This window comes from Arthrobacter sp. 05L45_2, from assembly GCF_056397525.1.
Map to the genome: position 1 here is coordinate 1 of NZ_JBFTNO010000083.1, position 11,846 is coordinate 11,846.

General features: G+C 67.8%; 10 protein-coding genes. 9 read left to right on the forward strand and 1 reads right to left on the reverse strand.

Annotated features, from left to right (window positions below; all coding sequences use genetic code 11):
- Positions 1–374 precede the first annotated feature (374 nt).
- From AC1DHD_RS08485 to AC1DHD_RS08515, 7 genes are all read left to right on the forward strand, one after another.
- A complete protein-coding gene (locus AC1DHD_RS08485; protein ID WP_476879283.1) occupies positions 375–1,412 on the forward strand; it encodes a LacI family DNA-binding transcriptional regulator in 1,038 nt (345 codons plus the stop codon).
- A 69-nt stretch (positions 1,413–1,481) separates the two neighbouring features.
- Positions 1,482–2,783, forward strand: a complete 1,302-nt coding sequence (locus AC1DHD_RS08490) for an ABC transporter substrate-binding protein (RefSeq protein ID WP_476879284.1) — start codon at positions 1,482–1,484, stop codon at positions 2,781–2,783.
- Between the two features lie 11 nt (positions 2,784–2,794).
- Positions 2,795–3,760: a carbohydrate ABC transporter permease gene (locus AC1DHD_RS08495; protein ID WP_476879285.1), complete on the forward strand. Its 966-nt coding sequence runs from the start codon at positions 2,795–2,797 to the stop codon at positions 3,758–3,760.
- Positions 3,761–3,762: 2 nt separating this feature from the next.
- On the forward strand, positions 3,763–4,641 hold the full coding sequence (locus tag AC1DHD_RS08500; protein WP_476879286.1) for a carbohydrate ABC transporter permease: 879 nt from the start codon (positions 3,763–3,765) through the stop codon (positions 4,639–4,641).
- A gap of 3 nt (positions 4,642–4,644) precedes the next feature.
- Positions 4,645–5,730: a glycoside hydrolase family 130 protein gene (locus AC1DHD_RS08505; RefSeq protein WP_476879287.1), complete on the forward strand. Its 1,086-nt coding sequence runs from the start codon at positions 4,645–4,647 to the stop codon at positions 5,728–5,730.
- A gap of 54 nt (positions 5,731–5,784) precedes the next feature.
- Positions 5,785–7,887, forward strand: coding sequence for a hypothetical protein (locus tag AC1DHD_RS08510; protein ID WP_476879288.1), 2,103 nt, complete (start codon positions 5,785–5,787; stop codon positions 7,885–7,887).
- A gap of 26 nt (positions 7,888–7,913) precedes the next feature.
- On the forward strand, positions 7,914–9,014 hold the full coding sequence (locus tag AC1DHD_RS08515; RefSeq protein ID WP_476879289.1) for a glycoside hydrolase family 130 protein: 1,101 nt from the start codon (positions 7,914–7,916) through the stop codon (positions 9,012–9,014).
- Here AC1DHD_RS08515 and AC1DHD_RS08520 read toward each other — a convergent pair.
- Positions 9,011–10,651 (reverse strand): phospholipase D family protein, encoded by a 1,641-nt coding sequence (locus tag AC1DHD_RS08520; RefSeq protein WP_476879290.1) that lies wholly within the window; start codon positions 10,649–10,651, stop codon positions 9,011–9,013. The two genes, AC1DHD_RS08515 and AC1DHD_RS08520, sit on opposite strands and share 4 nt — an antisense overlap.
- A gap of 123 nt (positions 10,652–10,774) precedes the next feature.
- On the opposite strand from AC1DHD_RS08520, the gene AC1DHD_RS08525 reads away from it, so the two are divergent.
- A complete protein-coding gene (locus AC1DHD_RS08525; protein WP_476879291.1) occupies positions 10,775–11,317 on the forward strand; it encodes a PadR family transcriptional regulator in 543 nt (180 codons plus the stop codon).
- A 3-nt stretch (positions 11,318–11,320) separates the two neighbouring features.
- A partial coding sequence (locus AC1DHD_RS08530; protein WP_476879292.1) for an AarF/UbiB family protein occupies positions 11,321–11,846 on the forward strand: 526 nt, incomplete at its 3' end.

Sequence of the window (11,846 nt, forward strand, 5' to 3'; positions counted from 1 at the left end):
CGCCGGCCCCGAGGACTGCCCCCAAAATTGGGGTGCGTTCGGGGCAACGACGGCGGCCGCTCCGGTCAGTGCGGCGACCGCGACGGGCACCGCGAACAGGAGTGTTTTGCGTCGTGCGGATGGTTTCAAGAGGCTGATCCTGCAGGTGGAAGGCGGATGTAAGCGTGAACTCCAGCCTAACAGGACCCCCCGTCGCGGCTGCCTGACGCGGCCTCCCGAAACGCCGCGGGTGAGCCCAAGCTGGCCGCCCCGTGCACCGGCCTGCGACTGGACCGCCTCTACCCCCCGGCCTTGACACGAGAGAAGTGAACCGGTTAAGTAGTCACTAACAAAACCGGTTCAGTGATGTGGATCACGACAGCAATGAGGCTCAGATGACAGTGACGATCAACGACGTGGCCCAGGCGGCCGGCGTCAGTAAAGGCGCTGTGTCCTACGCCCTCAACGGGCAGCCCGGCGTCAGCAAGGACACCAGGGACCGGATCCTCCGGGTCGCCAAGGAACTCGGCTGGACTCCGAACCTCCGCGCCAAGGGCCTGTCCTCGGCCAAGGCCTACGCGCTGGGCCTGGTGGTCGCCCGCGATCCCTCGCTGCTCGGCTCCGACCCCTTCTTCCCGGCGTTCATCGCCGGCATCGAAGCGGCCCTGGCAGAACACGAGTACGCCCTGGTCCTCAGCGTCGCCACGGAGCCGGGCGCCGAGGAACGCTGCTACCGGAAACTTGTCGACAACGGCCGGGTCGACGGCGTCATCCTCACCGACGTCCGCCAGGACGATTCCCGCATCGCCCTCATGCTCGAACTGAAGCTTCCCGCCGTGACGCTCAACCGGCCGGACGCGGCGTCGCCGTATCCCGCGGTATCAGTCGACGAATCCGCCGGCATCGCGGCCGCCGTGGAACACCTGGTGGGACTCGGCCACACTCGCATCGCCCACGTCGGCGGCGGCCAGGAATACATCCACGCCCGCAGCCGCCGCAAGGCATGGGAAGACGCACTGGCCGCCGCGGGCCTGCTCCCGGACCTGTTTTCTGCGGCCGACTTCACGGCAGCCGGCGGGGTCGCCGCCACCGCAGACCTGCTCGGCCGCACCGACCGTCCCACGGCCATTGTCTATGCCAACGACCTGATGGCGACGGCGGGCCAGTCCTACGCCCAGTCCCTGGGCCTCAGCATCCCGGGCGACCTGTCCATCACCGGCTACGACAACGCCGAGTTCACGCAGTACCTGAACCCGCCGCTAACCACCCTTGCCACGGACCCCATGCTCTGGGGGCGGGTGTCGGCCCAGGTTTTGCTGGACCAGCTTGCCGGCGCGCACCGGGTTGAAGACACCACCCTCCCGGCCCCCCGCCTGGTGGCCCGGGCCTCCACCGGCCCGGCCCCAGCCCGGACCGCCGGCGCCTTCCCCTAGCCACTTCCCCTTTTATTTCTCGCACATCCTCAATACCAAACCCCTTTCCACCCCTTCCAAGGAGTCGCAATGAAGCGCTTTACCACTGCCACGCGCGTACTGTCCGTGGCCGCCCTGACGATCATGGGCGCCGGCCTTGCAGCCTGCGGCGGCGGTGCCGGCGGCAGCTCGGCGTCGTCAGCCACCACCGCCAAGGGCCCGATCAAGATCTGGTACTCGAACAACGAGTTCGAGGTTAAGTGGGGTAAGGACATGGTGGCCTCGTGGAACGCCGCCCACCCGGACCAGAAGATCGACGCCCAGGAGATCCCGGCGGGCAAGAGTTCCGAGGAAGTCATCGGTGCCGCCATCACCGCCGGGAACGCTCCCTGCCTGGTCTTCAACACCGCCCCCGTGGCCGTGCCCCAGTTCCAGAAGCAGGGCGGCCTGGTCGCCCTGGACTCGTTCCCTGACGGCGCCCAGTACATCAAGGACCGCACCGGCGACCTCGCCGGCCAGTACAAGTCCGCGGACGGCAAGACCTACCAGATGCCGTGGAAGTCCAACCCCGTGGTCCTCTTCTACAACAAGGACCTCTTCAAGAAGGCCGGCCTGGATCCGGAGAAGCCCAAGCTGGCCACCCAGGACGAATTCCTGGACGCCGCCCGCACCATCGTGAAGTCCGGCGCCGCAGCCAAGGCCGTGTGGCCTTCCCCGGCCAGCGATTTCTTCCAGTCCTGGTTCGACTTCTACCCCTTCTACGCAGCCAACTCGCAGGGCACCCCGCTGGTCAAGGACGGCAAGGCCACCTTCGACAGCGACCAGGGTAAACAGGTCGCCACCATGTTCCAGACCCTTTACAAGGAGAACCTGGCCTCCAAGGAGGTCTACCAGGGCGATTCGTTCGCCGAGGGCAAGGCCGCGATGTCGCTGGCCGGCCCGTGGGCCATCGCCGCGTACAAGGACAAGGTCAACTGGGGCGCGGTCCCGGTTCCGGCAGCGCAGCCGCAGACTGACGGGGCCACGTTCTCCGACGCCAAGAACATCGGCATGTACTCCGCCTGCAAGAACCAGGGAACGGCCTGGGACGTCCTGAAGTTCGCCACCAGCAAGGAAGAGGACGCCAAGCTCCTCTCCGGAACCGGCCAGATGCCCATGCGCAAGGACCTGACCAGCGTCTACGCGGACTACTTCGCCAAGAACCCGCTGTACAAGCAGTTCGCCCAGCAGGCGGCCCGGACCGTTGAAGTTCCGAACGTGCCCAACTCGGTGGAGGTCTGGCAGACCTTCCGGGCGGCCTACGCCAAGTCCGTGATCTTCGGCAACGAAAGCATCGACGACTCCTTCAAGGGCGCAGCGGACAAAATCAACCAACTGGTAGCCCAGAAGTAGCGGTGAGCCCCATGTCACTTCGTTCCGTCCGCGGCGGGCCGCCCGCCGCGGGCCCGGCCGGGCGGACACCGGCCCCTCGGCCGGCGGCAAGGAAACGCCCGGGTTTCCTTGGGCGCCAGCCGCTGGGCCTGCTGTTCAGCGCCCCGTACGTTATCTACATCCTCGGCGTCCTGGCCTACCCGCTGGGGTACGCAGTGTACATCTCCTTCCACGACTTCTTCTTCACCGCCCCCGGGGTACAGGTGGACCGGCCGTTCGTGGGGCTGGATAACTACGTCACGGTCCTCTCGGACCCCGCCGTCCAGCGTTCCTTCGCGAACATCGGCGTTTTCCTGATCATCAACGTACCGCTGACCGTCGGGCTGTCCCTGGTCCTGGCCAACGCGCTCAACCGCGTCAGCAGGCTCAGGACCTTCTTCCGGGTCAGCTACTACGTCCCGTACGTCACGGCGAGCGTCGCCGTCGTGGGTGTCTGGCTCTTCCTGTTCCAGCAAAACGGCCTGGTCAACGGGCTGCTGGGGCCGCTGGCCCCGAACCCGTCATGGCTGACCAACTCCTGGCTCGCGATGCCCACCGTGGCGCTGTACGTGACGTGGAAGCAGCTGGGATTCTTCATCCTGCTGTACCTGGCCGCGCTGCAGAACATCCCGGATGAACTCTACGAGTCCGCGTCCGTGGACGGCGGAAACAAGTGGGTCCAGTTCTGGAACATCACCGTTCCGGGCGTCCGTCCGGCCAGCGTGCTGGTGACCCTGCTGGCCACCATCACCGGGGCGAACCTCTTCACCGAACCGTATCTGCTCACCGGCGGCGGCGGTCCGGACGGGGCCTCGGCGTCGCCGGTGTTCCTGATGTACCAGAAGGGCATCCTGCAGGGAAACCCCGACGTCGCCGCCGCACTCGGCGTCGTGCTGGTCATCGGTGTACTGCTTATCGCTCTGATCCAAAAACGCCTCGTGGGCGGAAAGGAGGACTGACAATGTCGACTCAGGACACTTCAACCGGCCAGGCCTCCGGGGTGGAGAAGCGCAGGAACCTCGGCGTGGGCAGCTTCGTGCTGCTCGCCGTCGGCGCCTTCGTCTTCCTCTTTCCCTTCTACTACATGTTCATCGGGTCCCTGCAGACCTCCCCCGACACGTCCGTGGGCGGTGCCTTCCCCAACCCGGGGAACATCACCGGAGAGAACTACACCAACATCAACAACTCCATCGACCTGCTCAGGGGCCTGGTCAATTCGGGGATATTCACCGGCGGTGTGATCTTCTTTACCGTCGTCTTCGGCCTGCTGGTGGGCTACGCCCTGGCGCAGATGCAGTTCCGCGGCAAGGGCCTGGTGTTCGGCATGATGCTGCTGGTCCAGATGATCCCGTTCCAGCTGCTCCTGATCCCCCTGTACGTCATGATCGTGCGGGACTACGGGCTCGCGGACACCTACATCGGCATGATCCTGCCGTTCGCGATCAACTCGACGGCGGTGTTTGTGTTCCGCCAGTACTTCCTGCAGCTGCCCTCGACGCTGTTCGAGGCCGCCCGCATCGACGGTGCGTCCGAGCTGCGGATCCTCTGGCAGATCGCCGTTCCCCTGGTCCGGCCCGCCATCGTCACGGCCGTGCTGCTGACTTTCATCGGCCCGTGGAATGAGTTCCTGTGGCCGTTCCTGGTCACCAAGGACCAGTCCCTCCAGCCGCTGGCCGTCTCACTCGCCAACTACATCTCCAACATCGCCGCGACGGCATCCAACCCGTTCGGCGCCATCCTGGCCGGCGCCTGCGTCCTGGCGGCCCCCGCCGTCGCGCTTTTCATCTTCTTCCAGCGCCAGTTCATTTCCACCAATATCGGTTCCAGCGTAAAGGGCTAATCCATGACCTCCCCCCAAACTTCCGCACTGCCCACCGTCCCGTTCACCCTCACCCGCGCCGGCGTCATTATGGCCCCGGAGCCCGGCAACGAGTTCGAGGCCGAAGGCGTCCTGAACCCGGCCAGCGGCCGGGGGCCCGACGGCGCCCTGTACCTCCTGCCCCGGCTCGTCGCCGAGGGCAACGTCTCCCGCGTGGGCTTGGCGAAGGTGACCATCGGCGACGACGGCGTGCCCACCGGCGTCGACCGCGAGGGCATTGTGCTCGCCCCCGACGAGGGCTGGGAACGCGGCACCAACAACGCCGGCACCGAGGACCCGCGCACCACGTGGGTTCCGGCGCTCGGCAAACACCTCATGACCTACGTGGCCTACGGTCCCCTGGGCCCGAGGCTGGCCTTCGCCGCCTCCAAGGACCTGCGCAGCTGGGAACGGCTGGGGCCGTGCCACTTCGGCTACCAGCCGGACCTGTCCATGGACCTGAACCTCTTCGCCAACAAGGACGCGGTCTTCTTCCCCGAACCCGTCAATGACCCCGACGGCGTCCCGTCCTTCGCGATGCTGCACCGGCCCATGTGGGATCTGGGATGGATCCGGGACGGCGAAGGCGAACACCTCCCGGCCGGCGTTACCGACAACCGGCCCGGCATCTGGATCTCCTACGTTCCGGTCGCCGAGGTGGAGCAGGACCTGCGCAACCTGGTCCACATGCGCAACCACCGCCAGGTTGCCCTGAGCGAGTTCGACTTCGAGGCCCTCAAGATCGGTGCCGGCCCCGCTCCCATCCGGGTGGACGAGGGCTGGCTGCTGATCCACCACGGCGTCTCCGGGGTGATGGCCAAATCGGACTTTGCCCAGCAGCAGAACGTGAACTACGTGGCCGCCGCCATGATCCTCGACGCCGAGGACCCCTCCAAGGTCATCGCCCGCAGCGACAAGCCCCTGCTCGCGCCGGAAACCGCTGAGGAGAAGGCCGGCATCGTCCCGAACGTTGTCTTCCCGACCGCCATCGAGAAAATCGGCGAGCAGCTGTTCGTCTTCTACGGCATGGCCGATTCAAAAATCGGCGTAGCCCGGCTGGACCGCGTCTAGAAACCGCCCCTTCGGACGCCTGCCCGCCCCGCCCCACCGCCCTAGGAGCCAGACATGACCCGCTTCACTGTTCACGCACGCCTGAGATGCGCCCCGATCGCAGTCGTCGCCTCCTTGTCCATGCTCCTGGCCGGGGTGGGGCCGGTTTCGGCGGCGCCGCAGGCCCCTGCCGCGCCGCAGACACCGGCCCCCGCGCCGCACGTCCCCTCCCCCGCCCGGCGGGCCCCGCTGACGAACTTGTCCCACCTGAACTTCCTGCTGGACACCGTTCCGCTCCGGGCGGTCGCGGGACACACCACGTACCAGATCGCCGACCGGCCCGCCGCGCAGGCGCCCTGGACGTACGCGAATAAAAACGCCGACGGCACCTACACCCGGGTTGGCGGTGGTACCAGGGACGCCGCCTCGGGCCATTGGAGCCAGGGCGCGTTCAACGCGGACGACATCGCCCGGACCGCCGTCGTGTACCTCCGCCACTGGCGGCAGACCGGGGACGCCTCCAGCCGGGAGCGCGCCTTCGAGGTGCTGCGTTCGCTGACGTACCTGCAGACCACCACCGGGCCCAACGCCGGTAACGTGGTCCTGTGGCAGCAGCCCGATGGGACACTCACGCCCAGCGCCACGCCTGCCGAACTCCCGGACCCCAGCGACTCGGCCGAGTCGTACTGGCTGGCCCGGACGGTGTGGGCGCTCGGTGAAGGCTACGCCGCGTTCAAGTCGGCCGATCCCCAGTTCGCTGCCTTCCTGCAGGCCCGGCTGAAGCTCGCCGTCACCTCCCTGGCCGGTCAGTCACTGGCCAAGTACGGGCGCTACGACGTCGCCGACGGCGCCAGGGTTCCGGCCTGGCTGATCACCGGCGGYGCGGACGCCTCCGCGGAAGCCGTGCTGGGGCTCACCGCCTACACACGGGCAGCCCCCGACGACGGCGCGGCGGCCGGTGCGCTGGCCAAACTCACCGAGGGCATCGCAGCGATGTCCGCCGGATCCGCCGGGCAGTGGCCCTTCGGGGCGATACTGCCCTGGAACCAGTCCCGGACCCTGTGGCACGCCTGGGGCGGCATGACGGCGGCCGCCGTCGCCGACGCGTCAAAGCAGCTCAAGCGTCCCGACCTCCTGGCCGCGGCGGTGCGCGACTCCGCACAGTTCACCCCGCAACTGCTGGCCGCGGGCGGACCGGACAACGCCTGGAGCCCGGTCCCGGGCGAGGCGCAGATCGCCTACGGCGTGGACTCGCGGATCGAAGGACTGGTGGCAACTGCCAAAGCAGCTGACGCACCCGGCCTAATCGACGTTGCCGCCGTCGCGGCCGGCTGGTACTTCGGCGCCAACCGCAGCGGGAAGCCCGCCTATGACCCGGCGACGGGCACCGCAATCGACGGCATCGAAACCGACGGCCGCATCAACCCCAACTCCGGCGCGGAATCCACCATCCATACCCTGCTGTCCATGCTCACCCTGGACGCCCGCCCGGCGCTCAAAGCCAAGGCCCTGGGGATCAGCCGCACCACCGGCACGGACGGCCTCCGGGTAGCCGAAGCCGAATCCGGAACCGTCACGGGCGGCACGGTGGTGAAACCGGCCTCCTCATGGACCGGCGAGGCCAACTGGTCCGCCGGCGCCTACGTCGCCCTGAACCCCGGCGGCTCGGTGGTCATCCCCGTTTCCGCATCCCAGCAGGCACGCAACGTCTACGCCGTGGTCAATCAGCGCCCCGCACCGTCCGGCACCGCCTCCTGGAAGGCCCGCGGAACAGTCCTGGGCAGCACGGCCAACGGAGGGGCCGGTGCGCAGGGCATTACAGCGGCCCCCGGCATCCTCTTCCCGTTCGCCCTCGGCCGGCCCCTGCCGGCCGGGGCGACCAGCGTCACCGGAACAACCGGAGGCGACGCCGCGATCGACGCGGTCCTGCTGCAGCCCCTGGTCTCCACGGTCTCCGTAGCTGGCCCGGCGGGTGACTCCACGCTGTACATCAGCGCCGCCCCGCAAAGCACCACCCGGCGCGTGCCCGTGCCCAGGGGCTTCCACCTGCAGCAGGAGGCCTTCGACGCGACCGGCTGGCCTGTCAGCCCCGCCCCGGACCGGACCGGCGAAGACCGATCGGGCCGCATCACCGTGGCCCCCGGAGGGTTCACCTGGGTGAACCTGGTCCGGAACTGACACCTCACTCCTACAGGAAGAACCCCATGCAGAAGATCACCACCGAGGCCCTGCRCATCACCTATGAAGCCGCGCTCACGTTCAGCAACCCCCTGACCGACACGATCTCGACCGACCAGTTCTCGGCCGAGTATCCGGAGCATCCCGAATGGGCAATCGGCCCGTTCCGCAAGGACGATGCGCTGACCTTCCGCCAGGTCGAGGACTGGGAGGACCCCGTCGGCATCGGCTGGACCGCGGACTCCATCTTCAACCCCTCCCTCATGGAGCGCGACGGAAAGCTCTACCTTTTCTACCGGGCTTCTCCACGCAAGGAATCGGTCTCCAGCCGCATCGGCGTCGCCGTCTACGATCCGGCGGCCGGGTGGCTGGATAACCCCGCCAACCCTGTGGTGTACCCCACGCTGGATAACGAGATCCTCGGATGCGAAGACCCGAAGGTTTACCGGGCCAACGGCCGCTACTACATGTTCTATAACGGGATCTGGACGATCGACCGCTCCGAGGCGGACGCCGGCCAGGACCCCGAGGTGTATCCCCTGGGCGACGTCGGGTGCGACATCAACGTTGCMGTCTCGGATGACCTCATCCACTGGGAGAAGCTCGGGCTGGCAGTCCCCCACAAGGTTTCCCGGTTTTGGGCCAAGGGCGCCGTTATCCCCCGGAACGCCCGGGGTGAAGCGGTCAAGATCGACGGGCAGTACCTGATGTACCTGTCCGAGGGATGCGGCGGCACTACCCATGTGGGACGTTCCACCGACTTCGAGACCTGGACCTTTGAGCCGCAGGACTACCTGGACCTTGGCCCGCTGCAGGGCTCCCTGCACGAAGTGGCCTGCGCCATTGTCGATGAGGACAACGGCGCAGGCACCACCCTGGTCCTGGACTTCTTCTACGGCGACGCCTACGGGCAGTTCTCCGCGGCCCAGGCCCTCTACGACGTGCGGCAGCCCTTCACCCAGAAAGCCGTGCACCGGGGAGGTTCCCTGGCGTGGGGCGGCCTGCTCAAATTCGACGGGACCTGGATGTTTGCCCAGGGCTGGGATGCCCCGTCCGGTTCCCGGGAAATGTACTTCTACCGCGCCGTCCCCGGGAACAGGCCTAAGACCAGGGCTGGCGCGGCCTAGAACTCGGTCGTCCCCCGGAGCTGCCGCGGGCGTCCGTCCGGGTCGACGATGAAGCGGTTGATGGGATCGGCCCAGAGCCGTTGGAGCGCGGTTACCGGTTCCAGGACGTGGCGCCGTGCCTGTCCCGGCGGGCGGGCCGCGGTGTGGCCGGTCTGGTGCCAGCGGTCGAGGGCCGCTACTGCGCCATTCCAGAGCTCCAGTCCGCGCGCCGGATCCTGGAGCCGGGGATCGTCCTGGTCCATTCCCAGATGTTCGGCCCAAAGCTGGCACCGAAGCTTGTGCGCCAGGGAAACGGCCGGGGCGGGGCCGTCGTTTGCGTCAGGGCCGTTGGCCTGGCTGTCTTCAGGGCCTGCCTGTTCGCCGCTGGGCGTGGTGTCCACCACGGCGCAGGTGAGCTCACTGTCCGTGGTCCACGACCGGCGGTTGAAGTTATCCGAGCCGCAGGTAAACCAGGTGTCGTCGATGATGCAGATCTTGGCGTGGATGTAGATCGGTGTTCCCGCACTGTTCTCCAGGTCGAAGATGCCCACCCTGTCCGGCGCCGCCCGGCGCAGGGCACTGATGGCGCGGGCCTGCCCGATCCGCTTTGCCGGTCCTGCCACCGGGCCATCCGTATCGGGATACCGGGGCACGACGACGATGACTGTCAGGTCCGGGTTCCGGCGCAGGGCGGCGGCGATGCCTGCGGCAATCTCCGCGGACCACAAGTACTGGTCCTCGATGTAGATCAGCGAACGGGCGCGGGCGAAAGCCTTCGCGTAGGCGCGGGCAATACTGCGTTCCCCGGCCGGCGCGAAGGGCAACGGCGGGCGTTTCACGCCGTACGTGCGCAGCAGCTGCACGGCGTGCGGGCCCGCCGGCGGCGGCGGGGGTGCAGTCGCCGGCAGCGGTCCAGGGTGGCGCGGCATCCGGGCCAGGCGCTGCAGCAGCATCCGGTAGGGGGTGTGCCGGTCCAGAGGATGGGGGTCGTTCCACCGTTCGGCGAAGACCGCCAGCACGTCGGCCACCACCGGGCCCCGCAGTTCCAGGGCGGCATCGTGCCAGGGCGGCCGCTTCCCGTACCGGGCATCCATGGTCACGGCCTGCGGGTCCCCTTTATGGCCGGCGTCGTCGCGGCGGCTGTGCGAGAGGTCCAGGCCACCCACAAAAGCAACATCCTTCGACGGGTCGTGGCGGCGTCGGATGACGAACATCTTTTGATGGTGCGAACCGAACAGCCGGACGCGCTGGTCCAGCAGCACCTCGCCGCCGGCCTCGTTAATCTCTCGGCCCAGGAGCTCGTTGGAGCGGCCGCTGATCGGGGCCGAAATGCGCTCTCCGTGGGATCTCCAGACCAAGCCGCGGACTTCCACTCCCGCCCGCGCGAGGCCGGCGAGGACATCCCCGATCGTCGGCCCGTCCGGGAGCAGCCGTTCATCGGCGTCGCCCCGCCAGTCGGTGAACCAGACACGATCGCCTGCCCGCAGGGCCGTCAGCTCCGCATGCAGCCGGGCGAAGTAGGCGGCACCATGGACAAGGGGCGTCACCAGGTTACCCTCGGACCACTCCCGTCCACCGTCCACGCCGGTGTGCACGTCGGAGGCCTGGTTCCCCCGCTCAGACCGGCTAAGGAACCAATGACCCGGGTCTTTGTCCATTCGGTGCACTTTACGGGACGCCGGGGCACACGTCTGCCCCGCGGCTCCGGAAACCCACCGTTGGTTTCGCGGGTATCGGGACGTATCGTTGACTATCGTTCGCTATTCACTAAGGAGAGCAACATGCGTAACTCGTTCCCGGCCGGCGGCTTCGGCGGCCCCAACATTGACGGCATGTGGCAGGCTGTCGAAGAACTTCGTTCACGCTTTGAAAAACGCTCCGGCACCCGCGCGGGACGGGGCGAGGTGCGCTCGGCCGTGCTGGCCCTGCTGGCGGAGCGGCCGATGCACGGCTACCAGATCATCCATGAAATCGAGGAGCGCAGCGGCGGCAGCTGGAAGCCCAGCGCCGGCTCCGTTTACCCGACCCTCCAACTGCTCGCCGACGAGGGTCTGATCCTCGCGGAGGAGTCCAACGGCCGCAAGATCTATTCCCTGACCGAGGCGGGCCGGGAAGATGCTGCCCACGCCGGGGCGTCGTCTCCCTGGGAGGCGGCCGACGGCGGGTCCGGCACCGGATTCGCCGCCCTGCCCAAGGCCGGCGTCGAGCTTGCCCAGGCAGCGTCGCTGGTGGGCCGGACCGGCACGCCGGAGCAGGTGCAGCAGGCGGTGGCAGTGCTCAATGACGCACGACGCCGGCTGTATTCGATCCTCGCCCAGGACTAGGGGGTGACGTCTGGCCGCCGGGACCGAGCAAATCCGGTGAGCGGCGCCGGGAACACCCGCGCCCGCTACCGYCGCATCCTGCGCTTCGCSGCGTGGCATCTTTCCAAGACGTGGTGGTTTGAGCTGTTCCTCCCCCGCATTGGGCTGGGCGGAATCACCGAGCGCACCAGGTCAAAAAGAATGCAGGGCTTCGCGGAGCGCTTCCACGCGCTCGCCCTGGACCTGGGTGGGCTCATGATCAAGGTGGGCCAGTTCCTGTCCTCCCGGCTCGACGTGTTGCCACCCGAGATCACCAAGGAACTCGAGGGGCTCCAGGACGAGGTTCCTCCGGTGCCGTTCGCGGACATCCGTGCCCTCGCCGAAGCCGAGCTCGGCGCGCCGCTGGAACGTGTTTTCGCCTCCGTCGAGGAGACGCCCATCGCCGCAGCCTCCCTCGGACAGGCCCACCTGGCGCGGATGCTTCCGGCGAACGCCGCCGACGCCGGCCTCGAGAGCGTTGTCCTGAAGGTGCAGCGTCCCGGCATTGATG

Bases quoted from the DNA above. Each gene is read 5' to 3' on its own strand.
- AC1DHD_RS08520 (WP_476879290.1), bottom strand. From the start codon at position 10,651: ATGGACAAAGACCCGGGTCATTGGTTCCTTAGCCGGTCTGAGCGGGGG.
- AC1DHD_RS08525 (WP_476879291.1), top strand. From the start codon at position 10,775: ATGCGTAACTCGTTCCCGGCCGGCGGCTTCGGCGGCCCCAACATTGAC.
- AC1DHD_RS08500 (WP_476879286.1), top strand. From the start codon at position 3,763: ATGTCGACTCAGGACACTTCAACCGGCCAGGCCTCCGGGGTGGAGAAG.
- AC1DHD_RS08485 (WP_476879283.1), top strand. From the start codon at position 375: ATGACAGTGACGATCAACGACGTGGCCCAGGCGGCCGGCGTCAGTAAA.
- AC1DHD_RS08505 (WP_476879287.1), top strand. From the start codon at position 4,645: ATGACCTCCCCCCAAACTTCCGCACTGCCCACCGTCCCGTTCACCCTC.
- AC1DHD_RS08495 (WP_476879285.1), top strand. From the start codon at position 2,795: ATGTCACTTCGTTCCGTCCGCGGCGGGCCGCCCGCCGCGGGCCCGGCC.
- AC1DHD_RS08490 (WP_476879284.1), top strand. From the start codon at position 1,482: ATGAAGCGCTTTACCACTGCCACGCGCGTACTGTCCGTGGCCGCCCTG.